Here is a 25,489-nt window from a genome sequence, read left to right as displayed (position 1 = left end):
TCTAGCGCTCCTTCACCTTGTTCAGATATTTGACGTAGATATTGGTGATCGCCACCACCACGATGAGCATGATGTAGGCGAGCGCGCAGGAGCGCCCCGTCTGCCATTCCTGGAACGCCATCTTGTAGAGCCGGATCGACAGCACCTCCGTCGTCGGCTGGCTGGTCAGGATGTAGGCGAGGTCGAAGGTCTTGAACGCTTCCATGGTGCGAAAGATGATCGCGATCATCAGGATCGGCGCCACCAGCGGCAGGGTGATGCGAAAGAAGGTGTAGAGCGACCCGGCCCGGTCGATCGCCGCCGCCTCGTAAAGATGCTTCGGCACCGCCGACAGCCCGGCCAGCGACAACAGCATGACGAAGGGCGACCACATCCAGATATCGGTAATCGCCACGGCATAGAGCGCCATGTCGGGATTGGCGAGCCACTCGAACGTGCCGAGCCCGAGCGCGTAGTTGATGATGCCGAAGGACGGGTCGTAAAGCAGCTTCCAGAACAGGCCGACCACGGCCATCGACAGCATCATCGGCAAAAGCAGCAGCGTGGTGATCAGGCCCTTATAGGGGATGTCGCGGTTGAGCAGCAGCGCCACGCCGAAGCCGACGACCACCTGGCCGGCGACCGAGACGATGACGTATTTGGCGGTGATGACGAAATTGTTCCAGATGAACGGGTCGTTCAACAGCTCGCGATAATTCTGCAGGCCGATGAAATTGGCCGGCGCATTGGTCGAGGCGCGGAAATCGGTGAAGGAATAATAGAGCGAATACAGCAGCGGAAAGATGTTGAAGACGATCAGGAACAGGATCGTCGGAATGATGAACAGATTGCGGATCGAAAGATCGCTCAGCCCGCGCTTGGCCGCATGCGATTGCGGGTCCAGCCTGGTTATGACGTCGGTCGTCAAGACGCTCCTCCCCTGAGAGCTTGATCACAGCGGGCCGGCGCGGTCGCCGGCGAAACAGGACGTTTCGCCGCGATCTACGGTCTGGCCCCATTGACCATGAAACGATTGCCTTCATGGCGTCCGTTTGCGAGGCACGCCCGGTCGCACCGGACCCCGCGATCCTCGAAAGCGGACCTTGATGGGCGGCGGAAGGGGCCAAGGCCCCTTCCGCCTTGTCGGCTATTGGAGCCGGTCGTATTTCTTGAAGGTCTCGGTCCAGTCCACCGCCAGCGCGTCGAGCGCTTCCTTGGCGGTGCCTTCGCCGCCAACGATATAGGGGTAGATGCGCTGGTTGATCTGCTGCAGCAGCTCGGCGAATTCCGGCACCGCCCAGAAGTCCTTCACCTTGAACATCGTCTGGTAGAAGGCCTCGTTATAGGGCGTGGCGTTGCGGAACTCCTCCGATTCCAGCGTCTTGGCGTGGCAGGTATAGCCACCCAGTTCCGCCCAGCGCTTCTGCACGTCGTCGCGGATGAACCACTCCAGGAACTTCATCGCCTCTTCCTTGTTCTGGGAATAGGACACGATGGAGATCCCCTGCCCGCCAAGCGCGGCGAACTGGTCGCCGTCCGGCCCGGCCGGATTGGCGAAGAAGCCGGTATTCTTGGCGTGCGGATTGGTAGCCTCGTTCAGCAGCGCCGGGAAGAAGGCGAAATAGTTCATGCTCATCGCCGCCAGACCCTCGGTGATGGCCTGGTTGTTTTCCACGAAGAAGGTCTTCGCCCAGCCCGGAGGCGTGAACTGGTAGAGCTCCTTGTAGGCTTCCAGCGCGGCGACGGCCTTGTCGGAATTGATGTAGCCTTCAACCTCGTAGGTCTCGTAATTGCCGAGTTCCCCGCCGAAGCTGAAGATGGCGTTTTCCACGCCCATCACCAGTGCGTCGTAGGAATTGTCGGTATAGATCGCCACGCCGTAGCGCTTTTCGTCGGGGCGATGGAAGAACTCGGCGATGTCGCGAAGCTGCTTCCAGTCCTTCGGCGGCGCGAGATCGTAGCCGTATTTGGCCTTGAACGCCTCCATCTCCTTGGGATCCTCGAACCAGTCCGTACGATAGGACCAGCCGACAGCGTCGCCTTCGAGCGGGATCGCCCAGTATTTGCCGCTGTTGCCGGGATATTCGGCATAATACTTCACCGTCGCCGGGGCCATCACCTCGCCGAGATTGTGCTCTTTGAAGAAGTCGGTCAGGTCGACATAGTGGCCGCCGGTCGAGCCCGCGCCGAGCCATTGTGAATCGCCCACGACCAGATCGTAGGCATCGCCGCGCGCATTGAACTCGGTGAAGGCCTTGGTCTGGAAGTCAGACCATGGCGTCGTCTCGACCGTGACCCGAACGCCGGTCTCGGCCTCGTATTCGTTGACCAGTTCCTGCAGATAGTTGGCCGGATCCCACTCCGCCCAGAATATGGTCAGTTCCTGCGCCAGCGCCGACGTGCCGCTGGCAAGCGTCAGGCCTATGCCGGCGACAATGCCGGCGATTTTTCTTCGCATGATCTTGCTCCTCCCTGTTGCGCCGTCTCAAGCGTCGCTGCCGTCGCGGACCCATTGCGTCATGCCCGGCTGCGGCGTCGCCCTTTGCCGGCAACCTCCACATGCCGGCATAGTCGCCAACGATCCGCCAGCAGCCAAAGCGCTGCGGCGGGCGTTGCTCCTTAAAACTGGTAGTACCAATTGACGGGGGCGGTCAAGCTTCTTTTTCCCCTTTTCGGCACGGCTCTAAACCGTTTTGAAAATCAGCGCCTTATAACGCCTCTATACTGGCCATTCATCACAGTGTTGCCGCTGCTTCCCGCTGCAACGCGGACCGAAACGCCGAAAACACCCATCTTTGGTAAGACCAGTTATGACATGTCAGCCGACTCCGCCGCCTTTATGTCGCCCGCTGTCGCCGCGCGCAGCAGCGCCTCGGCCGTCCAGGCCACGATACGGGCCGTCTCGTCGGCGTCGCAGCCGCAGATATCCTTGAGCACCACGAAGGCCTCGACGCCGAAAACCAGCGACAGCGCCTTGGCGAGGCGGTCGAACTCGGCTTCGGGCAGTGCGCCCGCCAGCGGGCTCAGCGCGTCGCGCAGCAAGGCAACCCTGTGGCCGCGGCGAAAACGGGTCTCGTCGTCCGGCTGGCCGGCCTGCGACGGCTCGCGCTGGTCGAGCGCGAGTTTCAGCGCGGCCCGGAACGTGGCCTCGAACTCGTCCATGCGCGGCCATGACGACGCAAACAGGTCGCGGACGCGCTCGACGGGATCGCTCGCCTCGCAACGCCAGTCGAGGATCGGACCGAGCGCCCGGTCGACCACCGTGCCGACCAGGGCGGCCTGGCTGGGAAAATACCGATAGGCGGTGGCGCGCGAAACTTCCGCCTCCTCCGCCACCTCGGCGACGGAGGGGACGATGCCGGCCTGCATCATCCGCACCGCGGTTTCGATCATCAGCCGCCGCGTCCTCGCCCGCGGACCTTTTTCCGGTTCGGCGGCAGGATTCGCGGCTTGATTTGAGATATTCATGTCACTACGATACTCGTGTCTCAAAATTTAGGCAACCGGCACGTCATCCGTGCGCAACGATCACGGCCAAACAGTCATGAAGCGGGTTTACGTCGTCGGCACGGCCGACACCAAGGGTGCCGAACTGGCCTATCTCGCCGCGCGGATCGCGGACTGCGGTGCGGCCGTGACCGTGGTGGATATCGGAACCGGCGCCGCGGCCGATGGATCGGCCTTCGCAGGCGCCGATTTCGTGCCTGCCTCCGAGGTGGCCGCCCATGGCGGCGGCGCGACGCGGCAGGCGCTGGCCGCGGCGGACCGCGGCAGTGCCGTTGCCGCCATGACGGACGCGTTTTGCGCCTTCGTGACCACCCGCACCGACATGGCCGGCATGATCGGCATCGGCGGCGGCGGCGGCACGGTGATGGTGACGGCGGGCATGCGCGCGCTGCCGATCGGCCTGCCCAAGCTCATGGTCTCCACGCTGGCCTCGGGCGACGTGGCGCCCTATGTCGACGTGTCCGACATCATCATGATGCCGTCGATCACCGACATGGCCGGCCTCAACCGCATCAGCCGCGTCATCCTCGACAACGCCGCCAGGGCGATTGCCGCGATGGCCACGCAGCCGGCAGCACCCGCGGACGACCGGCCCGCGGTCGGGCTGACCATGTTCGGCGTTACCACCGCCTGTGTGACCGCCGTCGTCGAGGCGCTGAAATCGACACACGATTGCCTGGTCTTCCATGCCACCGGCACCGGCGGGCGCACGATGGAAACGCTTGCGGCCTCCGGCATGCTGGAAGGCATGCTCGACGTCACCACCACGGAGATCTGCGACCTGTTGGTCGGCGGGGTGCTGCCGGCCCGCGACGACCGGCTCGACGTGGTGGCGAAAACCGGACTGCCTTATGTCGGCTCGCTCGGCGCGCTCGACATGGTCAATTTCTGGGCGCCCGACACCGTGCCGGCCGCGTTCGAAGGCCGCACCTTCTACGAACACAACCCCAACGTCACGCTGATGCGCACCACAAAGGACGAATGCCGGCGCATCGGCGCCTGGATCGGCGACAAGCTCAATGCCTGTCGGGGCCCTGTCCGCATCCTGATCCCGGAAAAGGGCGTCTCCGCGCTCGACATCGAGGGCGGCCCGTTCTTCGATCCGAACGCCGACGCGGTTTTGTTCGACACGCTCGAAGACACCGTCGAATGGACGCAGGACCGCCGGCTGCAGCGCCTGCCGCTGCATATCAACGACCCCGCCTTCGCCGCCGCGCTCGCCGAAGCCTATCGCGAAATCACCGCCAAGAAGGGCAAATGATGCCAGCCATTCCCCGCCGCCAGATTCTTCAACGCCTGCACGACATGGTCGACCGCCACATTCCCATCGTCGGCGGCGGCGCCGGCACCGGCCTGTCGGCCAAGGGCGAGGAGGACGGCGGCATCGACCTGATCATCATCTACAATTCCGGCCGCTACCGCATGGCCGGGCGCGGCTCGGCGGCCGGGCTGCTCGCCTACGGCAACGCCAACGAGATCGTCAAGGAGATGGCGGTCGAGGTGCTGCCGGTGGTCAAGAAGACCCCGGTTCTGGCCGGCGTCAACGGCACCGATCCTTTCGTGCTGATGCCGCAGTTTCTGGCCGAACTGCGCGCGATGGGCTTTTCCGGAGTGCAGAATTTCCCCACTGTCGGCCTGTTCGACGGCATCATGCGGCAGAGTTTCGAGGAAACCGGCATGGGGTACGGGCTTGAGGTCGACATGATCGCCCAGGCGGCCGCGCTCGACCTCCTGACCACGCCCTACGTGTTCAATCCCGACGAGGCCGACGCCATGACCAGAGCCGGCGCCGACATCATCGTTGCTCATATGGGCGTGACCACCGGCGGCTCGATCGGCGCGACCTCGGCCAAGTCGCTCGACGCCTGCGTGGCCGAGATCGACGCCATCGCCGCGGCCGCGCGCGCCGTGCGCGACGACGTCATCGTGCTGTGCCACGGCGGCCCGATCGCCATGCCGGAAGACGCCCAGTACGTGCTCGGCAAAACCCAGTCCTGTCACGGGTTCTACGGTGCCAGTTCGATGGAGCGGCTGCCGGTTGAAACCGCGCTGGCCGAGCAGACGCGCCGGTTCAAGGCAATCGCGTTCGACCGCTGAGGCGGCACGCCGGGAGGAAGACGATGATCAAGGTCCGCACCTCAACCGTCATCGACGCGCCGATCGACGCCGTTTGGGCGCTGGCGTCCGATTTCAACGGCCTGCCCGCCTGGCACCCGGCCGCCGCCGAGAGCCATATCGAAGAGGGCAAGGCCAACAACGAAATCGGCTGCGTGCGCAATTTCGCCCTCAAGGACGGCTCCGGACGCGTGCGCGAAACGCTGCTCGCCGCCTCCTCGATCGACCACACGATCACCTACGACATGGTGGGCGGCCCCCTGCCCTTTGTCGACTATGTCTCCGTGCTCCGCTTCGAATCGGTGACCGACGGCGATCGTACCTTTGCCGTGTGGACGGCCGAGTTCCGCGCGGGCGACGGCCAGACGGACAAATGGGGTCCCTTCGTGCGCGACGACGTGTTTCTCGGCGGCCTCAAGGCGCTCGAACGGGCGGTGAAGGCGCGGCAGGGCTGACACCGGCTGCGCCGGCACAATACTGGACATAAAAATTCAGGTATTTTCGGCTTTGGCCTAGCGTCCGATTTGGAATCCTTCTAAACAAGACGGTACAAGCCGTGTGTCAGCGGCTTTGCCGAAGAGGACGACCATGAGGCTAACCCGTCAGACCAACTACGCCGTGCGCATCCTGATGTATTGCGCGGCCAATGACGGCCAGCTCAGCCGCATCCCCGAGATCGCCGCCGCCTATTCGGTGTCGGAACTGTTTCTGTTCAAGATCCTGCAGCCGCTGGTCGAACACAAGCTCGTCACCACGGTGCGGGGCCGCAAGGGCGGCGTCAAGCTCGCCAGGCCGGCCGAGGAGATCACCTTGTTCGACGTCGTGCGCGTCACCGAGGAAAGCTTCGCCATGGCCGAGTGTTTCGAAAACGACACGGCCGACTGTCCGCTGATCGAGTCCTGCGCCCTCAACAGCGCCCTGCGCGAGGCGCTCGGCGCGTTTTTCGAGGTTCTGGGCCGTCACAGCATCGCCGACCTGGTCAATGACAGCCCCGCCATGCAGGTGCGGCTCGGCATCGCCCTGCCCGAGCCCCGCGCCGCCGTCAACTGACCGACCTTCGCCTGCGCTGACCGAAAACGGGTCGACGCGCCCGGCCGGCCGGTAAGGCGCGACCGGCCGCACCGGCACCAAGCCGAAAAGCAGTCACAGCGAGGCGGCGTGCGGCAGGATGTAAGGCTGCCCGGCCTGCGGCGGCACGCCGACCCGCAAGGCGCATTCGAACACGCGCGACATCAAGCCGTCGCTCAGCACCTCCTGCGGCGTGCCCGTTGCCGCGACGCGCCCGCGATGCATGACGACGATCCGGTCGGCGAACATCGCGGCCAGGTTGAGGTCGTGCAGGATGGCGATCACCCCGCCGCCGCGTGTCGCAAAATCGCGCGCGATGCGCATGATGACGAGCTGGTGCTTGATGTCGAGGCTGGACACCGGCTCGTCGAGAAACAGAAAGCGCGGCCGCCCCTCCAGCACCGGCGCCCAGACCTGGCACAACACGCGCGCGAGCTGGACGCGCTGCTGCTCGCCGCCCGAAAGCTCCTGGTAAAAACGGCCGGCGAACCCGTCGAGGTCGACCCTGGCCAGCGCCCGTTCCGGCAGACGCTGCGCCTCGCCGGCGAGCGCGCCGGATCGGCCGCCCGACAGTCCCAGCCCCACCACCTCGCGCACGGTGAAGGGAAACGACAGCGCCGTCGCCTGCGGCAGCACGGCCCGCATGCCGGCGAGCTGGTGGGGTTTCAGGCCCGCCAGGTCGATCCCATTGATGGCGATCTCGCCCTCATAGGCGAGATCGGCCGACAGCGCCCGCAACAAGGTGGTCTTGCCCGATCCGTTCGGACCGACGATCGCCACCAGCGTGCCCGCCGAGGCCTCGAGATCGGCGCCGGAAACGATTCGCTTGCGGCCGATCGAAACCGAAACTTTGCGTGCCTTGATCATCGCCCACCGTCCATGGATTCGCGTTTTACAGGTCGAGGAGCCCGCGCCGGCGCAACAGGATCCACAAAAAGAACGGCGCGCCGACGGCCGCCGTCACGATCCCGATCGGCAGTTCGGCCGGCGCGACGATGGTGCGGCTGACGGCGTCGGCCACAAGCAGCAGGCTCGCGCCCAACAGTGCGGAGGCCGGCAGCAGGTAGCGATTGTCCGGCCCGATCAGAAGCCTGAGCAGATGCGGCACCACGATGCCGACGAAACCGATCCCGCCGGAAACGGCGACAGACGCGCCCACCGCGGCGGCCACGCCGACGATCGAGACGTTTTTCAGCCGCTGCACGGGCACGCCCAGATGATGGGCCGTCGCTTCGCCGAGCGCCAATGCGTTGAGCCCGCGCGCGACGAAGGGCGTGGCGGCCAGCGCCAGCACGATCACCGGGCCGGCTGCGGCGATCTTGGCCCAGGTCGCCCCGGCGAGCGATCCCAGGGTCCAGAAGGTGAGATCGCGCAATTGCCGGTCGTCGGCCATGAAGATCAGCACGCCGGTAAACGCCATCGCCAGGGCGCCGAGCGCGATGCCCGCCAACAGCATGGTCGCGACCGAGGTCCGGCCGCTGCGCGTCGAGATGCGGTAGAGCGACAACGTCACCACCAGCCCGCCGGCAAACGCGGCCGCCGGCAGCGCGTAGAGGCCGAACACCGCCACCAGCGGCGCCAGCGCCGAGCCTCCCAGAACGATCACCGACACCGCGCCCAGGCTCGCCCCGGCGGACACGCCGACCAGGCCCGGATCGGCCAGCGGGTTGCGGAACAGGCCCTGCATCACCGCGCCCGAGACGGCGAGCGCGGCCCCGATCAAAAGCCCCAGGATCGTGCGCGGCAGGCGAATGTCGTAAACGATCACCTGGTCGCGCAGCGACATTGTGGCTTCGCCGCCGCCGGCGCGCGCGACAAGATCGGCGGCCACGCCCCAGATCGAGGCATCCGAGGCGCCATAACCCAGGCTGGCGACCACGGTCGCGGCCAGGAGAACGCTCAGCACGCCAAGCGCAAGCCGCGCGCGCGACGAACGGTCGCCCGCGCCGTGTTCTTCCTGCACGCCCGCGGGCATGGCGACGGTCGGCTGAGACATCGCCATCCCGTCAGTTTGAGACACGATCGCCGTAAAGGCGCTGGGCCAGATCGCGCGCGGCCGCGGCGGTGCGCGGTCCGAAGCCGAGCAGATAAAGCCCGTCCATGCGCACAAGCTGCCGGTTGCTCCCCGCCGGCGTCTGGGCGATCGCCGGATGCGCGAACAGCTCCTGTTCCGAAATCTCGAGATCGTCGCCGCGCGCCATCATCAAGACGACATCGGGCTGCGCCTCGATCACAGCCTCGTCGGTCAGTTGCTTGTAACCCTCGAAGCCCGAGACCGCGTTTTCGGCACCGGCGAGCGCGACGATGCCGCTTGCGGCCGTATCGGCGCCGGCGGCGAGGATCTTGCCGCCCTGCAGGCTGAGCACGAACAGCACCCGCCGGCGCGGCGCGATGTCGGCGGTCAATTGCCGTGCGGATTCCAGTTCGCCGCCCACCTTGTCGGCCAAGGCCGCGGCCTTGTCCTCGACGCCGAGCGCCGCGCCGATGCTGCGGATTTTGGCCAAAATCCCCTCGCCGTCGAAACGCTCGGGCACCATCACCATCGGCACACGCGCTTTTTCGAGCACCTCGATCGCCTCGGGCGGGCCGCTGCCCTCAAGGGCCAGGATCGCGTCGGGATCGACCGACAGCACCCCTTCGGGCGACAGGCGCCGCATATAACCGACATCGGGAAGGCTGGTGGCCGCCGGCGGATATTGCCCGGTCGAATCGCGCGCCACCAGCCGGCCCTGCTCGCCGAGCTCGTAAATGATTTCCGTGACCGAACCGCCGATCGACACCAGCCGCTCGGCCCCGGCCAGCGCGGCGGTTTCGGAAGCCTGCGCCCGCCCGCCGGGGGGCGGCGCGACCAGCGGGGCCAGGGTCAGCGCGGCGGTCAGCAGGCAGGCGCCGGCACGCAACAGGCTGCGGCGCGAAATCCGGATTGTCATGGGCTTCTCCTCACGCGGCGGTGGACTGGGCATGGACGGGAAGCCCGGCGACCAGCGAGCGCCATTCGCCGCGCTCCTCGGTCCCTTCCTCGCGCTGGCCGAAAAACTGGATGATTAGGCTTCCCGCGGCGTCATAGGCCTCGATCGAGGTGACGTGACCGTCCTTGGTCGGCTTTTTCACCGCCCAAACATCGCAGATGCGGTCGGTGCGCAAATGCAGATGAAAGCCCGGGTCCATGACGTTGAGCCACGGTCCCATCTGCTTCAGCGTCCGGATCGGCCCGGAATGGATCTGGATGCAGCCGCGGCTGCCGACGAAACACATGATCGGCAGCGCGGTGCGCGCCGCCTCGTGCATCATCGCCGCCACGGCCTCATTGCCGAGCCGACAGGCGAAGTCCCGACCGACCAGTTCGACGGCGCGCCGGCGGGTCAGCTTCATGTCGCGCAGAATGCCGACGAATTGATGCACGTCGCGCATGTCCGCCCAGCGCGTGCGCAGCGCATCCGTATCGACCGGATCGGAAGCCGGCTCGGCTGCACCGGCGGCGGGCTGCGGCTCGACCGCGACCGTGTCGCTCTGATCGGCGGACGAAAGGGTCGCAACCAACGCCTCGTAGGCGTTGACGTCGGAGGCCGCACGCAGATGGATCTTGTGCACGGCGTCGCCGTGAGCGTCGAAGAATTGCAGGCTGCGCCGCACCTCGGATCCGTCGCGCTTTTCGACTGCGAAACCGTGGACGAAATGGCGCGGAAACAGCCGCAGATCGATCTCCTTGCCCAAGAGCATAGCCGCATGCTTGCCGGGCACCGGCTTGTCGTAGGGACCGATCTTTTCGTGCACCGCGCTTTGGTTGCGCGTCAGCGCCATAACCTCGCCGAGCGCGCCGAGACCGGCCAGAAGCCTGTCGAGATCGGCATCGATACGGCGTGCGCCGTGGCCGCAATGGGCCGCGATCAGTTCGGCTTCGGTGATCGCCAACTGCTCGGCCAGATCGCGCTCGCGCAGCTTGGGGTTGTCGATCCGCATCCGCCGGATATCGGCCGGGGCCGTTTTCGTGCCGTCGTTCATCGTCGTGCTGGAGTTCATGGCCCGCCCCTATTTGTTGAGAATGAGTTTGCCCTGGCGGGTGATCTTCAACCGGTAGAGGGCGTCGCCGTGTTCGATGGCGATTTCCTGCGCGCCGCCGAACAGAGCCTCGCTGGTGACGATGCGCGGGTGCGGTTTTTGCCTGCCGGTGTCGGGCCCCGATCGAAGGGCGGCGCGGGGCCCGTGCCCGGGTGGATCGATATCTGCGCGATCGGTGTTCACGTCACAAAGCCTCCATGCGCGCCGGGCTTGCCGAAGAGCTGGCTGGGCGTCGTGAAACGGTCGATTGATTTCTTGACACCTTTAGTCAGGTTAATTACGAAGCGCAATACCGGAGTTTGAAATTCAGGTTTAAAACCCGGCAAGAACAATCACATGCGAGCAAGCCCCGGCCAGCCAGCATCTCAGCCTATGGAATCAGGAGTTGGGCGATGGGGCTCGTGTCTCGTAACGTAGTTTGTCTTTTGGGGAGTGCCGCCATCGTCGCGATCGCGACGGCCGGCGCCACGCATGCGCAGGATGGCGCGCAAACCAACGACGCCGACAAGAAAGGCCGTGTGACGCTGCTGCAGCGTCTCGTGCTCGGCGCCGGCGTCGAAAAAGTCGCCATCGACACGCCGCAATCCGTCAGTGTCGTCGAACAGGAAGACATCGACCAGGAGCAGGCGGCGACCGTCGGCGATGTCCTGAAGCGCATCCCCGGCGTCAACACGTCCGGCTCCGATCGCGCGTTCGGCCAGACCTTCAACATTCGCGGGATCGGCGCGCCCGAATCGGCCGGCGAGGAGGGCCGCATCATCGTCACCGTCGATGGCGCGACCAAATTCTACGAACAGTACCGCATGGGCGGGTTCTTCTCGGATCCCGAGCTCTACAAGAAGGTCGAGGTGCTGCGCGGACCGGCCTCCTCGACGCTCTACGGCTCGGGGGCGCTTGGCGGCGTGATCAATTTCGTCACCAAGGACGCCTCCGACTTCATCGCCGACGGCGATACCGGCGCGCTGCGCCTGAAGGGCGGTTTCAATTCCAACCGCAATGGCTGGCTCGGCTCGGTGGTGTTTGCCCAGCGCATGAGCCCCGATGCGGAATTTCTGCTGTCGGGCAATTTCCGCCGCGCCGATCCCTATGTCACCGGTAACGGCACCGAAATCCGCAGCTCCGACTTTTCCGCCTGGTCGGGTCTTGCCAAGGGCACGTTCAATGTCGGCGAGGAAGGCCGGCTCAGGCTCTCCTACCAGCAGTGGGATTCGGATGCCGACGATCAGGATTATGCCCAGGTCGGCACCGAATCGCTGTTCGGCACGGTCGATCGCCATGTCGTCGACCGTACCGGTGTCGTCTCCTACGAAAACCCGTTCAGCGACAATGACTGGCTCGATGTGAAGGTTTCGGCCTCCTATTCCGACACCAGGGTCGACCAGACCGACGCGACCGGCAACCCGAGATTCGGGCTGACCTGCGCAACCAGCCTTTTGTTCTGCGACACCGAATACGGCTACCGGACCTGGCAGTTCAATGTGCAAAACACCAGCGAGTGGCGCGGCGAGAACTGGGAAAACTTTTTGACCTATGGCTGGCAGACCGCCTACCAGGTCCGCACCGCCGAGCCGATCACGCTGGCCGGCACGCCGGGCGGCATCAACTTCCATCCCGAGGGCACCGACCTGAAGACGGGCGTGTTCGTGCAGAACGAATTCGTCTGGGACGAGCGGCTGACGATCATTCCCGGCCTGCGTCTGGACTGGCACCGTCTGTCGCCGGGCACGAGCACCGGGCTGACCGCCTCCGATACCGACACCGCGGTCTCGCCCAAGATCGCCGCCCATTACCGCTTCAACGACCATGTCGCCGTGTTCGGCTCGATCGCCCATACCGAACGTTTCGCCACGCTCGACGAGGTGTTTTCCACCGGCGGCTCGCGCAATTCCTTCCTGCCAAGCCTCGACCTGAACAAGGAAGCCTCCAACAATTACGAGATCGGCTTTGCCCTGTCGGGGTACGACATCTTCCAGCCGGGCGATGGCGTGCAGTTGAAGACGACCGGCTTCTACAACGACATCTCCGATCTGATCAGCCTCAACCCGGCGCTGCGGCCGGGGCCGAACGCCCTGCCCGGCTACGTCAATATCGACAAGGCGCGCATCTACGGTTTCGAGGTCGAGCTCGCCTACGAATCGGACTTCGTGTTCGCCAACGCCGGCTATTCGCACGTCGTCGGCAAGGACCGCACGACCGGCGCCTATCTGACAACGGTCGCCCCGCACGAGCTGGCCTTCACGCTCGGCGGCAAGCTGCCGCAGCACGATCTCAGGTTCGGCTGGAAGGCGCGCGTGGTCGCCGCGCCGCAGGACCCCGCCCTGCGCGCCTCGCAGGCGACCTGGACCGGCACCTCGACACGCTTTGCCGACAGCTTCGACGTGCACGACGTTTTCGTGAGCTGGACGCCCCAGGACGGCCAATTCGCCGGCTGGGAAGCCCAGTTCGGTGTCGACAATCTTTTCGACACCGAGTTTAAGGAGTTTCTGCACAACGACGCAGCCAAGGGCCGCACATTCAAACTTTCCCTCAGCAAGCAGTTCGGATGGTGACGATGAGAAGATGGGTGACGACCGCAAGCCGTATTCTGACCGCGATCCTTGCGCTGTCGCCCGTCGCGGGCGGCCCGGCCCTCGCTCAAACGAGCGCGCCGGGCCCCTCGCTCGCACTCGAGCTCAACGCGATCGAGCCCGGCGACGGCGGCTGCCGTTTCACCTTCGTGATCGCCAACCGGCTCGGCGCCGCCCTCGACAAGGCGGCGTTCGAGATCGTGCTGTTCGACAAGGCCGGGCTGGTCGACCGGCTGGTGACACTCGACTTCAAGGCCCTGCCGCAAGGCAAGACCAAGGTCAGGCAGTTCGACCTGCCGGGCGTCGACTGCGAAGGCATCGGCCGCGTCCTCGTCAACGATGCCACCCAGTGTGACGGCGCCGGGCTCGACGCGACCGCCTGCCTTCGGACCCTCGAACCGGCGACCAGGACCGCGGTCGAATTCGGAGTGTGATGCGATGAGACCCGACATTTTCAATGACGTGCGCGCCTTTCTCGAGCTCGGCGGCCCGGTTGTCGCCATCCTGCTCGTCCTGTCGGTGTTCGCGCTGGCGCTGATCCTGATCAAGCTTGCCCAGTTCTGGCGCGAGCGGGTCGGGTCCGGCGCAAAGGCCAATCGCGCCCTTTATCTGTGGGTTCACGGCAGCGTCGGTGACGCCCGCCAGATGGCCGAGGCGGATCCCTCGCCGGTTGGCGGCGCCCTGGCGACCGCGATGCGGCTTTCGGCCAACCGCGCCGCCTCCAAGGCGGTGATCGAGGACGAGATCGGCCGCGTGGCGGTGACACGGCTGCACGCGTTGCAGCGCGGATTGCGCGCGCTCGACGCCATCGCCCAGATCGCGCCGCTGCTCGGCCTGTTCGGCACGGTGCTGGGCATGATCGAGGCCTTCCGGCAGTTGCAGGGCGCCGGCAGCGCCGTCGACCCCTCTCTCCTGGCCGGCGGCATCTGGGTCGCGCTCTTGACCACCGCCGCCGGGCTTGCCGTGGCGATGCCGGTTTCGCTGGTGCTGACCTGGTTCGAGACCCGGATCGAAAACGAGCGCGTGGCGATCGAGACCGTCACCACCGCCTTCCTGTCGCAGCAGGCGCTCGGCGCGACCGGCGCGCGACTGGACCAGGATACGCCCGAAGCCGCCCAGCCGGCCGCAATGGAACAAAGCCATGCGCATTGAGATCGCCCGCCGTCCCCGGCGTCCGGTCTCCGTGACGTCGCTGATCGACGTCATCTTCCTGCTGCTGCTGTTTTTCATGCTGACCTCCACCTTCGCCAAATTCTCCGAGGTCGAGATCACCGGCGGCCGCGCCGGGGCAACCGCCGCCGGCGCCCCCCCGGACATCATCGTGCTTCTGTCGGACACGGACTGGCGCGTGAACGGACGGCCTCTCACCGAAGCCGGCGCGCTTGTGGAAATCGGTCGCCTGGAACAGGCCGGCGCCAAAACCGCCGTGCTTCTGGTACGCGGCGCGATCACGTCGCAGGCCATGGTCGGCGCCATCGAGGCGATCCGCCGCGACACCGGCCTGTCGCTTTCCGTGGCCCGCTAACCGCCATGAAGCTGCCGCGCCCACGCCCTCGTCCCCGGCACGAATCGACGATCACCCTGATCAACATCGTCTTTTTGATGCTGATCTTCTTCCTGATCGCCGGCACGCTGACCCCGCCGATGGAGCGGGACGTCGCGCTGATCACCACGTCGCAGTCGGACCGCGCCGAACCGCCGCGCGCGTTGTTCGTGACCAGCGACGGCGCGCTGCTGGCCGCCGGCATGCCGGTCACCGCAGCCTCCTATGTCGAGCGGTTGCGTGCCGCCTCCGACGCGGACGGAGCCATGCCGCTCGTCAAGGTCGCGGCCGACCGCGCCCTGCCGGCACGGGAGCTGATCGACATCGTCGCCGCACTCCGCGACGCCGGCGCAGGCCGCATCGTCCTCGTCACCGAGCGGGAGACGCCATGAGACCCGCCCTAAAATGGTCGATCGCCGTCCTTGCCTCCGGCCTGGTGCATGCCGGGGCGGCCGCCTATCTGCTCGCCGAGCGGCCAGAGCAAGTGGAAATCGCCGGTTCGGCGGCGACGGAAATCGCGCTTTTGGGTTCGTTCGAGGACGTCTTCGCCGCCGGCGAGCCGGTGCCCGACAGCGCGATTGTCGAGCCCGTCGACACGCCGGACGAAGCCGTCCAGCCCCGCCCGGCGCCCGAGACGGAAATTCGCGAAACTCCCGCCGAAGCGGTCGAACCGGTCCAAGCGGAGCCCCGGCCGGCCGAAGTCACCGAACCCCTCGCGCCGCAAACGCCGCAGCCCGCGCAGGTGCTGGTGCCGGCCGACCCGGTCGCACCGGTCGAGCGCCCCGCCGAGGCAGAGCCCGTCGAAGCGACCGCGACCGCGCCCGAGCCGGCGGCGGAGACCGAGCCGGTCGAGACCGCGCGCGCCCAGATTACCCCGGTTGAGACGGCCGAGGCGCTGGCGCCGGTCGAGGAGATCGTCATTCCAGACGACGTGCCCCTGCCGACCGCGCGCCCGCAACCGCCAAAAATCCGGCAGGCCATGGTGCGGCCGGAAAAGCCGCGCGCCAGGGAGGCCCCGCGCAAAAAGGCCGAAACCCCGCCCAAACAGCGCAAGAAAACCCAGGCCGCCGGCCAGGGCGGCCGGGCCGAGCAGAGCACGCGGCGCGGCGAGGCCACCGGCAACGAGCGCGGCCGCGCGGCCGCGCAGGGCACCGGCAGCCGCAAGCAGGGCGCGGCCGGCAACGCCGCCGTCTCCAACTATCCCGGCAAGGTGGCGCGCAAGCTGCGCCGGGCCCTGCGCGGCGTGTCGCGCGCCGCCCGGCGCGACGCGCGGCGCGACGTCCATGTCCATTTCGTCGTCACCCGCAACGGCGCTCTCGGCTCGGTGCGCATCACCCAGAGCTCCGGCTCGGCCACATTGGACAAGGCCGCCCTCGCCTCGGTGCGGCGCGCGGCCCCGTTCCCGCCAATACCGGCCGCCGCCGGCCGCTCGAGCTGGAAATTTTCCGTGCCGCTCGGCCTGGCACGCTGACGCCCAACCGCGAAAGGACCGTCATGACCGGCATGCTCGCCTTCGACCGCCTCGCGGCCCAGCGCAATGGCGACGGGCTGGACCCGCGCCTGCGCGCCTTGCTTGGGGACCAGTTCGAACGCCGGCGGGCCGGCATCGTCGATCTCAACAAAACGCGCTCTGCCGATCTTTGCCAGGCCGGTCCGAACCCGTCCCGCAACCGGCCGGCCCGGCTGCCGCCCGGCGTGGTATCCTTTCCCGAACCGGACACCGGCCGCTGCGCGCACACGCCAAACCCCATCTTCAAAGCCTGAAAGGACAGCGCCATGTATATCGCCATGAACCGTTTCAAGGTCAAAGCCGGGTCCGAAGCCGATTTCGAACAAGTCTGGAAAGGCCGCGAGTCCAGCCTGTCGGAGATGGACGGCTTCAAATCCTTCCACCTTCTGCGCGGGCCACACAATGAGGACGAAGGCTATACGCTGTTTGCCTCCCACACGGTCTGGGCCAGCCAGGACGACTTCCTCGCCTGGACCAGATCGCAGCAATTCCGCGACGCCCACAAGAACGCCGGGTCCAACAAGCCGCTTTATCTCGGCCATCCCCAGTTCGAGGGGTTCTCGGTCGTCGAGGGCGCATAAAGAATGCCGGATCATCCCGACCGGCTCGAGGCGCTTCCGGTCCTGCCTTCGCTCGACCTCGACGAGACGCAGCGTTTCTATGGCGGCGAACTCGGCTTCACCGCGACCGTTTACCGGGAACACGACTATCTCATCCTGCGCCGCGACGAGGTCGAGCTGCATTTCTGGCTGACCGACGACCGCAGCCTGTGTGAGCGAAGCTCGGTCTATATTCGCGGCGGCGCCATCGGGCGCTGGCATGCCGACTATCGCCGCCGCGGTGCCAAAAACCTGTCGGACCTCGCCGTGCGGGCGTGGAACATGGAAGAGTTTTACATCCACGATCCGCACGGCAATCTGCTGCGTTTCGGCCGCGTTCCCCAGGCTGCGGCCGACTGAAGCGTTTCCAGGCGAAGTGGATACCGGTTCGCCGTTGGGAAACGCTTCAAAAACAATAATTTGGAGCCGATCTGCGATTCCGTGAAAAGCAGATCGGCTCAAACGCGGACCCGGTCCGCTCCGCGCTCACACGGCGGCGAGCAGGCTCGCATTGCCGCCGGCCGCGGTCGTGTCGACGCACACCGCCCGCTCATGCGCATAGGCCGCCGGATCGATCACCTCCACCAGCACCGGCACGATCGGCCCGGTGCGCTGCGCAAGCTCTGTCCTGACTGCCCGCAGCGCCTCGTCCGCAGCCGCGAAGGCGACCACGTCGACGGCGATCTCCGACAGCACCGCCGGTGCCACCACGCCGTCGAGCGCGTTGACCGGCAGCCCCTTGGACAGAAGCGGCTGCAAGGCCTGCGTAGCCCCCGGCGCGACCGCCACGACCGCGTTGCCGGCGGCCAGCGCCTGCACGGTCTGGGCCAGGAGCATGTCGGGCTCCGGCCCCAGGCACAGCACCCGCCCGCGCGGCGGCAGCATCAAGGTGTTCGCCTCGCCGGTCGGCCCGGGCAGGTCGTAGGGTCCGAGATCGAGGCTGGCGGCGGCCGCCACCGCTTCGGCGCCCTTGCCGCGCAGATGCTTTCTCAGGATGGCGATGCGGTCGCCGCGTCCGGCCCAGCCATGCTTCACCGGGTCGACGAAATGTTCCGCGATCATGGTGGCGTTGACCGGCTCGCCCGCCGCCGGCTCCGGACGGTCTGCGCCGGTCTTGCGGAAACGGCGCAGATAATGCGGCCCGCCCGCCTTCGGCCCGGTGCCCGACAATCCCTCGCCACCGAACGGCTGCGCGCCGACGACGGCGCCGATCTGGTTGCGGTTGACGTAGAGATTGCCGGCATGCACGCCGTCGACGAAACGCTGCACGCGCTCCTCGATGCGCGTATGCAGGCCGAAGGTCAGCCCGTAGCCCTTCAGGTTGACCGCCGCGATCACCCGGTCGATCTCGTCGGCCCCGAAAGTCGCCACGTGCAGCACGGGTCCGAAAATCTCGCGCTCCAATTCGCCAATCCCCGACACGCGCACGATGTGCGGGGCCACGAACCGGCCCTCGGCCGGCACCGGCAGCTTGAGCGCGACCTTGCCCTTGGCCTCCATCTCGGCGCAATAGGCGCTGATCGTCGTCTGCGCCTCGTCGTCGATCACCGGACCGACATCGCAGGCGATGTCGCGCGGATCGCCGACCACCAGCGCCTCGGCCGCCCCGCGCAGCATCTCCATCATCTTCTTTTCGACGTCCTTTTGCACGTAAAGCACGCGCAGCGCCGAGCAGCGCTGGCCGGCGCTCTGGAACGACGAGGCGAGAATGTCGCGCACAGCCTGTTCGGGCAGAGCGGTCGAGTCCACCACCATGGCGTTGAGCCCGCCGGTTTCGGCGATCAGCATCGCGTCCGGCGGCGCCGTCTCGGCGAGCTGGCGCTCGATCAGCCGTGCGACCTCGGTCGAACCGGTAAAACAGACCCCCGCGATCTCGGGCCGGGCCACCAGCGGCGCGCCCACCGACGGGCCGTCACCCGGCAAAAGCTGCAGGATTGCGGCGGGAATGCCGGCCTCGTGCAGGAGCGCCACCGCCCTGGCGGCAATCAGCGGCGTCTGCTCGGCCGGCTTGGCGATCACCGCATTGCCGGTGACGAGCGCTGCCGCGATCTGGCCGGTGAAGATGGCGAGCGGAAAGTTCCACGGCGAGATGCAGGCGATCACCCCGCGCGCCTGGCCGTTGGGCTCCGCCTTCGCCGCCTCGGCCGCATAGTAGCGCAGGAAATCGACCGCCTCGCGCAGTTCCGCCACGCCGTCGGCCAGCGTCTTGCCGGCCTCGCGGTTGCACAGCGCGAAAAACTCCGCGGCATTGTCCTCGTAAAGATCGGCGGCTTTGGCAAGCATCGCCGCGCGCGTCGCGACCGGCAGCCTGGTCCAATCCGGCTGCGCGGCGGCCGCGACCCGGACCGCGTCCTTGACGATGTCCGCCGTCGCCTCCTCCACCGTGCCGACCGTGTCGTCGGGCCGGGCCGGATTGACGATCGCCCGTTTCGCGCCCGCGCCGGCGGCCGGCGTGATCGGTTTTGCCGTCCACACGAAACCGGCATCGAACGGCTTACGGGCCGCCTCGATCTCGGCGAATGCGACCGGGTCTGTCAGGTCCCATCCCCTGGCATTGCGCCGTCCGCCGCCATAAATCTCGGCCGGCATTGGGATTGCCGGATTGTGGGCGCGGCCCTGGCCGGCGATCACGGCGAACGGATCGCGCGCGATCTCCTCCGCGCTCACCTCCTCGTCGACGATCTGGTGCACGAACGAGGAATTGGCCCCGTTTTCGAGCAACCGGCGCACGAGATAGGCCAGAAGGTCGGAATGCGCGCCGACCGGCGCATAGATGCGGCAGCGCGTGCCTTCGCGCTTGCGCACCGCCTCGTGCAGCGCCTCGCCCATGCCGTGTAAGCGCTGGAACTCGAAGCTGCTTCTGTCGTCGGCGATCGCCAGGATCGCGGCCACGGTGTGGGCGTTGTGGGTGGCGAATTGCGGATAGATGCGGTCGGTCATGGCGAGCAGCTTGCGCGCGCAGGCGATGTAGGACACGTCGGTGTTCACCTTGCGGGTGAACACCGGATAGCCGGCAAGCCCAAGCACCTGGGCGCGCTTGATCTCGGTATCCCAATAGGCGCCCTTGACGAGCCGCACCATGATCCTGCGGTCGAGCTTTTCGGCGAGCGCGTGCAGCCAGTCGATGGTGAAGGCCGCGCGCGGCCCGTAGGCCTGCACGACCACGCCGAACCCGTCCCAGCCGGCGAGTTCCGGGTCGGCCAGCACCTGTTCGATCACGTCGAGCGACAGGTCGAGCCGGTCGGCCTCCTCCGCGTCGATATTGAGCCCCATGCGGGCATCGCGCGCGGCATAGGCAAGCGCGCTAAGACGCTCGACCATCACCGGCAGCATGCGCTCGCGCTGGGCGAATTCGTAACGCGGATGCAATGCCGAGAGCTTGACCGAAATGCCGGGATTGCGGCGAATATCGTCGCCCGAAGCATGCGCGGCCAGAGCCGCGATCGCATCGGCATAGGCGCGATGATAACGCTTGGCGTCGGTTTCCGTACGCGCCGCCTCGCCTAGCATGTCGTAGGAATAGAGATAGGCTTTCTGCGTGTAGGCGCGGCCGCGCTTGACCGCTTCGGCGATGGTGCGGCCAAGCACGAACTGCTCGCCCATCTCGCGCATCGCCGCCGACACCGCGGTGCGGATCACCGGTTCGCCGAGCCGGCGCACCATCCCGCGCAGGGTGCGTTCGATGCCGCCCTCGCCTTCCTCCAGAACCCGTCCGGTCAGCATCAGCGCCCAGGTCGAGGCGTTGACGAAGATCGAGCTCGATTCGCCCGAATGCGCCGACCAGTCGTGCGGCGCGATCTTGTCGCGGATCAGATCGTCGACGGTCTCGGCGTCGGGCACCCTGAGCAGCGCCTCCGCCAGGCACATCAGCGCCACGCCCTCCTTGGTCGAAAGCCCGTATTCGGACAAGAACACTTCCATCATCTGCGGATCGGACGAACCGCGTACGGCCCGTACCAGATCGGCCGCCCGCGCCGAGATCGCCTCACGCTCGTCGGCCTGCAATCCGGCCAGCGCGACCAGGCGCGCGAGCGCGGCATCCTCGTCGGGCAGATAATTGGCGCGGATCAGCGCCCGATGCTTTGAAAGTGCGGACATCGTCATGGACCTCCTCTCGTCACAATAGGCTTGCCTGCCGCGGAGCGGTCAAGCCGGGCCATCGGTGACGGTCATACCATTGAACCGGGCCTGGCAACGCCTGAATTTCTGGTCATTTCAGATCGAACGAGCTATTTCTTCATATCAATATAATTCGATAAGACGGCAAGAGTAGACCATGACAGATCGTTTGGACCGCATCGACCGCAACATCGTCGCGGCGCTGGCGCGCCAGGGCCGGCTGTCCATGGCCGAACTCGCCGCCAAGGTCGGCCTGTCCAAGACGCCGGTGCAGGCGCGGGTCCGGCGGCTGGAGGCCGACGGTTACATTCGCGGCTACGCGGCGATCGTCGATCGCGAACGCATGGGCGAAGGCCACATCGCCTTCGTCCAGGTCAAGCTCTCCGACACCCGTTCGGCCGCGCTCGACGCCTTCAACCGCGCCGTACTCGGCGTGCCCGAGATCGAGCAGTGCCACATGATCGCGGCGAGCTTCGACTATCTGCTGAAGGTGCGTACCAGGGACATCGCCGCCTATCGCCGCGTGCTCGGCGAAAAGATCTCCGCCCTGCCCCATGTGGCACAGACCTCGACCTATGTGGCGATGGAAACCGTCAAGGACCGCTGACGGAGACGTTCAAAACCGAAGGCCTAGTTCAGCGTCTTCAGAAACGCCACCAGCGCCGCCTTGCCGCGCTCGGTCAGCCGCACCGGCCGCAGCTCGCTTGTGCCGGCCGGCGATGTCGGCGCGTTCGCGTAGTGCTCGACCACCGCCTCCAGTGTTGCGATCTGCCCGGCATGCATGTAGGGCGCGCGCAGCGCCACGCCCCGCAGCGACGGCGTCTTGACCGCCCGTTCCAGCTCGGGACCGTCGCGCAGCATGAAACGCAGCTCCGCACAGTCGCCTTCGGCTGCGTCGCTGAAATCGCCCTGGCAGTTGAACGGGTCGGCCAGAAGCCGCGCAATCGCACCCGCGCGCTCGCGGCCTGCCGGCGCCTGCGGATCGTCGGCAACGCCGGTATTGTGGAAATGGTCGTCGGTGAAGCGCGGTCCGTTGTGGCATTCCAGACAGTTGGCGCTGCCGACGAACAGTCGGAGCCCTTCCCGTTCGAGATCGCTGAAGGCGGCATCGCCTTCGGGCGGCTCGCCGCGCGCGAGCGCGGCCGCATAGCGGTCGAAGCGCGTCTTGACCGGCGGGATCGTGCGTTCGAAGGCCGCGATCGCCTTGCCGACATTGGCGAAAGCGCCGTTGACGGCCCGTCGCGCCGTCTCGTCCAGCCCGGCCCAGGCCGCCCGCTCTGCCGCGGTGCCGAACGGGCCGGCCGCGGCCGGCAGAACCGCAAGCGCCGGCAGCGGCCCGAACGCCGCCTCGTAGCCGGCGCGATGATGGCGCGCGACCAACCGGACGACGCCGGTGCGCGTCAGCCCGTGCTCGAGCGGGTTTTCCAGCGGCTCGAGCGCCTGGCTCCACAGCGAATCCTTGCGCCCGTCCCAGAAGAAGAACAGGTTCCACGCCAAGCCGGCGAGCGGCATGGTGCGGCGCGGGCCGGTGCCGAGCGCCTGGGCGCGCGGCAGGTCGTCCTGGAACTGACGCTGCGGATCGTGGCAGGTGGCGCAGGCGACGGCGCCGTTGGCGCTCAGCCGCGTGTCGAAAAACAGCGCCTCGCCGAGGGCGGCCGAGCCCGGATCGTCGGCCACCTTGTTGGAAACGGATGGCGGCACCGCGCCGAGGGCGGCCAGCGACAGCGAGGCGACGGCCTCGCGCTCGGCCAGGGTCAGCCCGCCCTCGCCGCAGCCGCCGAGCAGCACCGGCGCGGCGGCGACAAGGACGCGGGCAAGTGTGTTCAGGCTGGCCATGGTCTCGCGGTCACAGTCTTATGTTGAAGCGGACCGTATCCTCGCCGGGTTCGGCCCGGACGGTGAAATCCAGCACCCACCAGCCGCCCATGTTGAACCGCACCCCGTCGACCCGGTAGCGCCCATCGCCGAGATAGGCGGTCATCTCAGGGCTGGTCGGCAGGCCGTGGCCGTGATCGGGCATGCCGCCGCCGACCTCGATCTGCGCGTCCTCGACAGGCGTTCCGTCCGGCACGGTCAGCGTCAACACCCAGCCATGCAGCTCGCCGGTCTCGACGGGTTCGGCCTCGGGCGCGATCGCGACGACGTAAAGGCCGTTCACGGTCGGTTTCGAACGCGCCAGATCGAGCGTCTCCGAGCCCGTCCCGCCGGGATCGTAGAAATAGATCACGCCGAGGGCCAGCGCGGCCGCGGCAACGAGGGCGACAAGGAATCTGCTCATGTCTCCTTTTCGAACCAAATCGCCCCGAACACAACCGCTGCGCGGCGTCCGGGCGGCAGTACGCACCACCGCACTCTCGCAACGACCCAATCCGACAATCGACAGCAGAGCGTCGACCCGTGTAGGAGCAAGGTCCAGGATCGGAGAAAGACGGAATGCGGGCAGGACATATCGCGGCGGTTGGGGAATGCATGCTGGAACTCGCCGGCGCTGAGGACGGATTGTGGCGCATGAGCCATGCCGGCGACACGTTCAACACGCTATGGGCGCTCCGCGCGCTGACCGACACCGCGCAGGCATGTGACTACGTGTCGGCCTTCGGCGACGATCCGTTCTCGGCCGCCCAGATCGCCTTCATGCGCGAAAACGGCATCGGCGTCGCCGCGAGCCCGAAAATCGCCGGTGCCCGCCCCGGCCTTTACGCCATCACGCTCGATGGCGCCGAACGCTCCTTTACCTACTGGCGCTCCGACGCCGCCGCCCGCCGGCTCGCGGACGACGCAGGCCCGTTGGCGAAAAGCCTTCAAAACCGGTCCCTTATCTATTTTTCCGGAATCACTTTGGCAATTCTCGAGGCACCCGCCCGCCGGCGACTGCTCGACGCGCTCGCCACAGCGCGCGCCGCCGGCGCGACGGTCGCCTTCGATCCCAATTACCGGCCGCGCCTGTGGCCGACGGCCGCCGCCGCCAAGGCCGCGATCGGCGAGGCGCTGGCGCTCACCGACATCGCCCTGCCGACCTTTCCCGACGAAAACGCGCTGTTCGCCGACCCAAAGCCGCAGGCGACCGCCGACCGGCTGGCCAAGGCCGGCATCGACGAAATCGTCATCAAGGACGGCGCCGATCCCGCGCTGGTTGTCTGCAATGGCCGCGCCGAACCGATTGCCGCCGTCGCGGTGGAAAACCCGGTCGACACCACCGGCGCCGGCGATTCCTTCAATGGCGGCTATCTGGCCGCGCGGCTTTCCGGCCATCCGCCGCACGCGGCGGCGCGGCGCGCCCACCAGGTCGCGGCGGCCGTGGTCCAGGTGCGCGGCGCGCTGGCGCCGTTTTCGATCCTGCGGGCGGCGTTCGAGCCTATCTGAAACGGTATTCCGTCACCTGGCGGTAGCGGTCGCCGGGCCACAGCACGGCCTGCGGAAAATAGGGCCGGTTCGGCGAGTCCGGCCAGACCTGCGGTTCGAGGCAGAAACCGGCATGCGCACGGTAGCGGCGCCCGCCGAGCCCTGCGGCCTGCGGCGCGAGCTTGTGGCCGGCGTAAAACTGGATGCCGGGCTCGGTGGTCCACACCTCCATCTCCACGCCCGAATGCGCGCTCTGCACCCAGGCCGCCTGGCGCAGGGGCCCGCGCGCGGCCGCCAGGCAGAAATTGTGGTCGTAGGCGAGTTGAGCGTTGTGTTCGTCGGCATGGCGGATCGGCCGCGGCAGCAAAAAGTCGAACGCCGTGCCTTCCACCGGCGCCACCACTCCGGTCGGGATCATCTCCGCGTCGACGGGCAGGTAGGCCGAGGCCGCGATCATCGCCCGATGATCCAGAATATCGCCGCTGCCGCCATCGTCGAGGTTGAAATAGGAGTGATGGGCGAGATTGCACAGCGTCGGCGCCTCCGCGGTCGCGCTCAGTTCCACCGACAGCGTGCCTGGAAGCTTCAGCCGGTAGGTGCACGACAATTCGAGGTCGCCCGGAAACCCCATCGTGCCGTCGGTGTCCTTGAGCGACAGCGCGACGAAATCCGCGCCGTGGGCGGCGAGTTGCCAGACCCGCTTGCCGATCCCTGCCGACCCGCCGTGCAGCGTGTGCTTGCCCAGAAAATTGCGGTCGGTCTCGAAGCGCTGGCCTTCGATGGTGAAATGTCCGTCGCGGATGCGGTTGGCGTAGCGTCCGGCGATCGCGCCGAAATAGGGCGAGTGCGCCGGATAATCGGCAAAATTTTCGAAGCCCAGCACCAGCGGCGCGTCATGGCCCGACAAACGCAGATCCTGGACGACGGCGCCCCATGTCAGGATGTTGGCCCGCAGGCCGCCGCCGGAAATGGCGAGACGGTGCACCGCCTCGCCCGCCTCGGTCGTGCCGAACATTTCCGGGCCTGCCATGTCCAGCTCCGTCGATGGCCGTCTTCGGTGGATCGCCGGCCCCGCGGGGCC

Annotated in this window: 27 protein-coding genes; 15 read left to right on the top strand and 12 right to left on the bottom strand. The window is 67.0% G+C overall.

The features are described 5' to 3' along the window. Nucleotide 1: 1 nt before the first annotated feature. From C7T96_RS13550 to C7T96_RS13540, 3 genes are all read right to left on the bottom strand, one after another. Complete coding sequence (locus C7T96_RS13550) at nucleotides 2-907, bottom strand: sugar ABC transporter permease (RefSeq protein WP_106571748.1); 906 nt, start codon at nucleotides 905-907, stop codon at nucleotides 2-4. Nucleotides 908-1,126: 219 nt separating this feature from the next. Beyond that, nucleotides 1,127-2,437 (bottom strand): extracellular solute-binding protein, encoded by a 1,311-nt coding sequence (locus C7T96_RS13545; protein ID WP_106571747.1) that lies wholly within the window; start codon nucleotides 2,435-2,437, stop codon nucleotides 1,127-1,129. 350 nt (nucleotides 2,438-2,787) lie between these two features. Next, nucleotides 2,788-3,447 (bottom strand): TetR family transcriptional regulator, encoded by a 660-nt coding sequence (locus C7T96_RS13540; RefSeq protein WP_106571746.1) that lies wholly within the window; start codon nucleotides 3,445-3,447, stop codon nucleotides 2,788-2,790. 76 nt (nucleotides 3,448-3,523) lie between these two features. On the opposite strand from C7T96_RS13540, the gene C7T96_RS13535 reads away from it, so the two are divergent. From C7T96_RS13535 to rirA, 4 genes are all read left to right on the top strand, one after another. Further along, nucleotides 3,524-4,747, top strand: a complete 1,224-nt coding sequence (locus C7T96_RS13535; protein WP_106571745.1) for a Tm-1-like ATP-binding domain-containing protein — start codon at nucleotides 3,524-3,526, stop codon at nucleotides 4,745-4,747. After that, a complete protein-coding gene (locus C7T96_RS13530; protein WP_106571744.1) occupies nucleotides 4,747-5,583 on the top strand; it encodes a phosphoenolpyruvate hydrolase family protein in 837 nt (278 codons plus the stop codon). The genes C7T96_RS13535 and C7T96_RS13530 overlap by 1 nt, the downstream gene beginning before the upstream one ends. 23 nt (nucleotides 5,584-5,606) lie before the next feature. Further along, entirely contained in the window at nucleotides 5,607-6,056 is a 450-nt protein-coding gene (locus C7T96_RS13525) for an SRPBCC family protein (protein ID WP_106571743.1), read from the top strand. Between the two features lie 133 nt (nucleotides 6,057-6,189). Next, nucleotides 6,190-6,651 carry an iron-responsive transcriptional regulator RirA gene (rirA, locus tag C7T96_RS13520; protein WP_106571742.1) on the top strand — a complete coding sequence of 154 codons (462 nt, stop codon included), beginning with the start codon at nucleotides 6,190-6,192 and terminating at the stop codon, nucleotides 6,649-6,651. Nucleotides 6,652-6,744: 93 nt separating this feature from the next. Here the strand turns inward: rirA and C7T96_RS13515 are convergent, their stop codons facing one another. From C7T96_RS13515 to C7T96_RS13495, 5 genes are read right to left on the bottom strand one after another with little or no spacing between them, the layout of a single operon-like run. Beyond that, nucleotides 6,745-7,536, bottom strand: a complete 792-nt coding sequence (locus tag C7T96_RS13515) for a heme ABC transporter ATP-binding protein (RefSeq protein ID WP_106571741.1) — start codon at nucleotides 7,534-7,536, stop codon at nucleotides 6,745-6,747. Nucleotides 7,537-7,561: 25 nt separating this feature from the next. After that, a complete protein-coding gene (locus C7T96_RS13510; protein WP_106571853.1) occupies nucleotides 7,562-8,665 on the bottom strand; it encodes an iron ABC transporter permease in 1,104 nt (367 codons plus the stop codon). A gap of 10 nt (nucleotides 8,666-8,675) precedes the next feature. Then, nucleotides 8,676-9,599 (bottom strand): ABC transporter substrate-binding protein, encoded by a 924-nt coding sequence (locus C7T96_RS13505; RefSeq protein ID WP_106571740.1) that lies wholly within the window; start codon nucleotides 9,597-9,599, stop codon nucleotides 8,676-8,678. 10 nt (nucleotides 9,600-9,609) lie between these two features. Beyond that, nucleotides 9,610-10,671 (bottom strand): ChuX/HutX family heme-like substrate-binding protein, encoded by a 1,062-nt coding sequence (locus C7T96_RS13500; protein WP_106571852.1) that lies wholly within the window; start codon nucleotides 10,669-10,671, stop codon nucleotides 9,610-9,612. 27 nt (nucleotides 10,672-10,698) lie between these two features. Beyond that, entirely contained in the window at nucleotides 10,699-10,911 is a 213-nt protein-coding gene (locus C7T96_RS13495) for a hemin uptake protein HemP (RefSeq protein WP_238719850.1), read from the bottom strand. Between the two features lie 209 nt (nucleotides 10,912-11,120). Here C7T96_RS13495 and C7T96_RS13490 point away from each other — a divergent pair, with 209 nt between their 5' ends. The 9 genes from C7T96_RS13490 to C7T96_RS13450 are packed head-to-tail and all read left to right on the top strand — an operon-like array spanning nucleotide 11,121 to nucleotide 17,307. Then, nucleotides 11,121-13,277: a TonB-dependent receptor gene (locus C7T96_RS13490; protein WP_106571738.1), complete on the top strand. Its 2,157-nt coding sequence runs from the start codon at nucleotides 11,121-11,123 to the stop codon at nucleotides 13,275-13,277. A gap of 2 nt (nucleotides 13,278-13,279) precedes the next feature. Beyond that, nucleotides 13,280-13,729, top strand: a complete 450-nt coding sequence (locus C7T96_RS13485; RefSeq protein WP_106571851.1) for a hypothetical protein — start codon at nucleotides 13,280-13,282, stop codon at nucleotides 13,727-13,729. Between the two features lie 4 nt (nucleotides 13,730-13,733). Then, nucleotides 13,734-14,447: a MotA/TolQ/ExbB proton channel family protein gene (locus tag C7T96_RS13480; RefSeq protein ID WP_106571737.1), complete on the top strand. Its 714-nt coding sequence runs from the start codon at nucleotides 13,734-13,736 to the stop codon at nucleotides 14,445-14,447. Next, nucleotides 14,437-14,820 carry a biopolymer transporter ExbD gene (locus tag C7T96_RS13475; protein ID WP_106571736.1) on the top strand — a complete coding sequence of 128 codons (384 nt, stop codon included), beginning with the start codon at nucleotides 14,437-14,439 and terminating at the stop codon, nucleotides 14,818-14,820. The genes C7T96_RS13480 and C7T96_RS13475 overlap by 11 nt, the downstream gene beginning before the upstream one ends. 5 nt (nucleotides 14,821-14,825) lie before the next feature. Next, nucleotides 14,826-15,230 carry a biopolymer transporter ExbD gene (locus tag C7T96_RS13470; protein ID WP_106571735.1) on the top strand — a complete coding sequence of 135 codons (405 nt, stop codon included), beginning with the start codon at nucleotides 14,826-14,828 and terminating at the stop codon, nucleotides 15,228-15,230. Then, nucleotides 15,227-16,309, top strand: coding sequence for a TonB family protein (locus C7T96_RS13465; protein ID WP_106571734.1), 1,083 nt, complete (start codon nucleotides 15,227-15,229; stop codon nucleotides 16,307-16,309). Before C7T96_RS13470 ends, C7T96_RS13465 begins: the two co-directional genes overlap by 4 nt. Before the next feature lie 23 nt (nucleotides 16,310-16,332). Next, nucleotides 16,333-16,602, top strand: coding sequence for a hypothetical protein (locus C7T96_RS13460; RefSeq protein ID WP_106571733.1), 270 nt, complete (start codon nucleotides 16,333-16,335; stop codon nucleotides 16,600-16,602). 12 nt (nucleotides 16,603-16,614) lie between these two features. Next, on the top strand, nucleotides 16,615-16,929 hold the full coding sequence (locus C7T96_RS13455) for an antibiotic biosynthesis monooxygenase (RefSeq protein ID WP_106571732.1): 315 nt from the start codon (nucleotides 16,615-16,617) through the stop codon (nucleotides 16,927-16,929). 3 nt (nucleotides 16,930-16,932) lie between these two features. Continuing rightward, on the top strand, nucleotides 16,933-17,307 hold the full coding sequence (locus C7T96_RS13450) for a glyoxalase (RefSeq protein ID WP_106571731.1): 375 nt from the start codon (nucleotides 16,933-16,935) through the stop codon (nucleotides 17,305-17,307). Nucleotides 17,308-17,433: 126 nt separating this feature from the next. Here C7T96_RS13450 and putA read toward each other — a convergent pair whose 3' ends face one another. Continuing rightward, nucleotides 17,434-21,045 (bottom strand): bifunctional proline dehydrogenase/L-glutamate gamma-semialdehyde dehydrogenase PutA, encoded by a 3,612-nt coding sequence (gene putA, locus C7T96_RS13445; RefSeq protein ID WP_106571850.1) that lies wholly within the window; start codon nucleotides 21,043-21,045, stop codon nucleotides 17,434-17,436. 178 nt (nucleotides 21,046-21,223) lie between these two features. Between putA and C7T96_RS13440 the strand changes: the two genes are divergently transcribed. After that, nucleotides 21,224-21,673: an Lrp/AsnC ligand binding domain-containing protein gene (locus C7T96_RS13440; RefSeq protein ID WP_106571730.1), complete on the top strand. Its 450-nt coding sequence runs from the start codon at nucleotides 21,224-21,226 to the stop codon at nucleotides 21,671-21,673. A 23-nt stretch (nucleotides 21,674-21,696) separates the two neighbouring features. On the opposite strand, the gene C7T96_RS13435 is transcribed toward C7T96_RS13440, so the two are convergent. Then, nucleotides 21,697-22,902: a cytochrome c peroxidase gene (locus C7T96_RS13435; RefSeq protein ID WP_106571729.1), complete on the bottom strand. Its 1,206-nt coding sequence runs from the start codon at nucleotides 22,900-22,902 to the stop codon at nucleotides 21,697-21,699. A gap of 10 nt (nucleotides 22,903-22,912) precedes the next feature. Continuing rightward, complete coding sequence (locus C7T96_RS13430) at nucleotides 22,913-23,344, bottom strand: FixH family protein (RefSeq protein ID WP_106571728.1); 432 nt, start codon at nucleotides 23,342-23,344, stop codon at nucleotides 22,913-22,915. A gap of 155 nt (nucleotides 23,345-23,499) precedes the next feature. On the opposite strand from C7T96_RS13430, the gene C7T96_RS13425 reads away from it, so the two are divergent. Then, entirely contained in the window at nucleotides 23,500-24,429 is a 930-nt protein-coding gene (locus C7T96_RS13425; protein ID WP_106571727.1) for a sugar kinase, read from the top strand. Here C7T96_RS13425 and C7T96_RS13420 read toward each other — a convergent pair. Then, complete coding sequence (locus C7T96_RS13420; RefSeq protein ID WP_106571726.1) at nucleotides 24,422-25,438, bottom strand: aldose epimerase family protein; 1,017 nt, start codon at nucleotides 25,436-25,438, stop codon at nucleotides 24,422-24,424. The genes C7T96_RS13425 and C7T96_RS13420 overlap by 8 nt on opposite strands. Nucleotides 25,439-25,489: the final 51 nt, after the last annotated feature.

Origin of the sequence: Nitratireductor sp. StC3 (assembly GCF_003015025.1) — a bacterium.
Classification (GTDB): Bacteria; Pseudomonadota; Alphaproteobacteria; order Rhizobiales; family Rhizobiaceae; genus Mangrovimarina; species Mangrovimarina alexandrii.
Note: the sequence above shows the minus strand (reverse complement) of the source record. Positions and strands in the feature narration are given on the sequence as shown.

Coding starts and splice junctions, on each gene's coding strand:
- C7T96_RS13510 (WP_106571853.1), bottom strand. CDS start 8,665: ATGTCTCAGCCGACCGTCGCCATGCCCGCGGGCGTGCAGGAAGAACAC.
- C7T96_RS13430 (WP_106571728.1), bottom strand. CDS start 23,344: ATGAGCAGATTCCTTGTCGCCCTCGTTGCCGCGGCCGCGCTGGCCCTC.
- C7T96_RS13485 (WP_106571851.1), top strand. CDS start 13,280: ATGAGAAGATGGGTGACGACCGCAAGCCGTATTCTGACCGCGATCCTT.
- putA (WP_106571850.1), bottom strand. CDS start 21,045: ATGTCCGCACTTTCAAAGCATCGGGCGCTGATCCGCGCCAATTATCTG.
- C7T96_RS13465 (WP_106571734.1), top strand. CDS start 15,227: ATGAGACCCGCCCTAAAATGGTCGATCGCCGTCCTTGCCTCCGGCCTG.
- C7T96_RS13515 (WP_106571741.1), bottom strand. CDS start 7,536: ATGATCAAGGCACGCAAAGTTTCGGTTTCGATCGGCCGCAAGCGAATC.
- C7T96_RS13525 (WP_106571743.1), top strand. CDS start 5,607: ATGATCAAGGTCCGCACCTCAACCGTCATCGACGCGCCGATCGACGCC.
- C7T96_RS13530 (WP_106571744.1), top strand. CDS start 4,747: ATGCCAGCCATTCCCCGCCGCCAGATTCTTCAACGCCTGCACGACATG.
- rirA (WP_106571742.1), top strand. CDS start 6,190: ATGAGGCTAACCCGTCAGACCAACTACGCCGTGCGCATCCTGATGTAT.
- C7T96_RS13450 (WP_106571731.1), top strand. CDS start 16,933: ATGCCGGATCATCCCGACCGGCTCGAGGCGCTTCCGGTCCTGCCTTCG.
- C7T96_RS13470 (WP_106571735.1), top strand. CDS start 14,826: ATGAAGCTGCCGCGCCCACGCCCTCGTCCCCGGCACGAATCGACGATC.
- C7T96_RS13475 (WP_106571736.1), top strand. CDS start 14,437: ATGCGCATTGAGATCGCCCGCCGTCCCCGGCGTCCGGTCTCCGTGACG.
- C7T96_RS13440 (WP_106571730.1), top strand. CDS start 21,224: ATGACAGATCGTTTGGACCGCATCGACCGCAACATCGTCGCGGCGCTG.
- C7T96_RS13500 (WP_106571852.1), bottom strand. CDS start 10,671: ATGAACGACGGCACGAAAACGGCCCCGGCCGATATCCGGCGGATGCGG.
- C7T96_RS13460 (WP_106571733.1), top strand. CDS start 16,333: ATGACCGGCATGCTCGCCTTCGACCGCCTCGCGGCCCAGCGCAATGGC.
- C7T96_RS13480 (WP_106571737.1), top strand. CDS start 13,734: ATGAGACCCGACATTTTCAATGACGTGCGCGCCTTTCTCGAGCTCGGC.
- C7T96_RS13490 (WP_106571738.1), top strand. CDS start 11,121: ATGGGGCTCGTGTCTCGTAACGTAGTTTGTCTTTTGGGGAGTGCCGCC.
- C7T96_RS13505 (WP_106571740.1), bottom strand. CDS start 9,599: ATGACAATCCGGATTTCGCGCCGCAGCCTGTTGCGTGCCGGCGCCTGC.
- C7T96_RS13425 (WP_106571727.1), top strand. CDS start 23,500: ATGCGGGCAGGACATATCGCGGCGGTTGGGGAATGCATGCTGGAACTC.
- C7T96_RS13535 (WP_106571745.1), top strand. CDS start 3,524: ATGAAGCGGGTTTACGTCGTCGGCACGGCCGACACCAAGGGTGCCGAA.
- C7T96_RS13540 (WP_106571746.1), bottom strand. CDS start 3,447: ATGAATATCTCAAATCAAGCCGCGAATCCTGCCGCCGAACCGGAAAAA.
- C7T96_RS13455 (WP_106571732.1), top strand. CDS start 16,615: ATGTATATCGCCATGAACCGTTTCAAGGTCAAAGCCGGGTCCGAAGCC.
- C7T96_RS13545 (WP_106571747.1), bottom strand. CDS start 2,437: ATGCGAAGAAAAATCGCCGGCATTGTCGCCGGCATAGGCCTGACGCTT.
- C7T96_RS13435 (WP_106571729.1), bottom strand. CDS start 22,902: ATGGCCAGCCTGAACACACTTGCCCGCGTCCTTGTCGCCGCCGCGCCG.
- C7T96_RS13420 (WP_106571726.1), bottom strand. CDS start 25,438: ATGGCAGGCCCGGAAATGTTCGGCACGACCGAGGCGGGCGAGGCGGTG.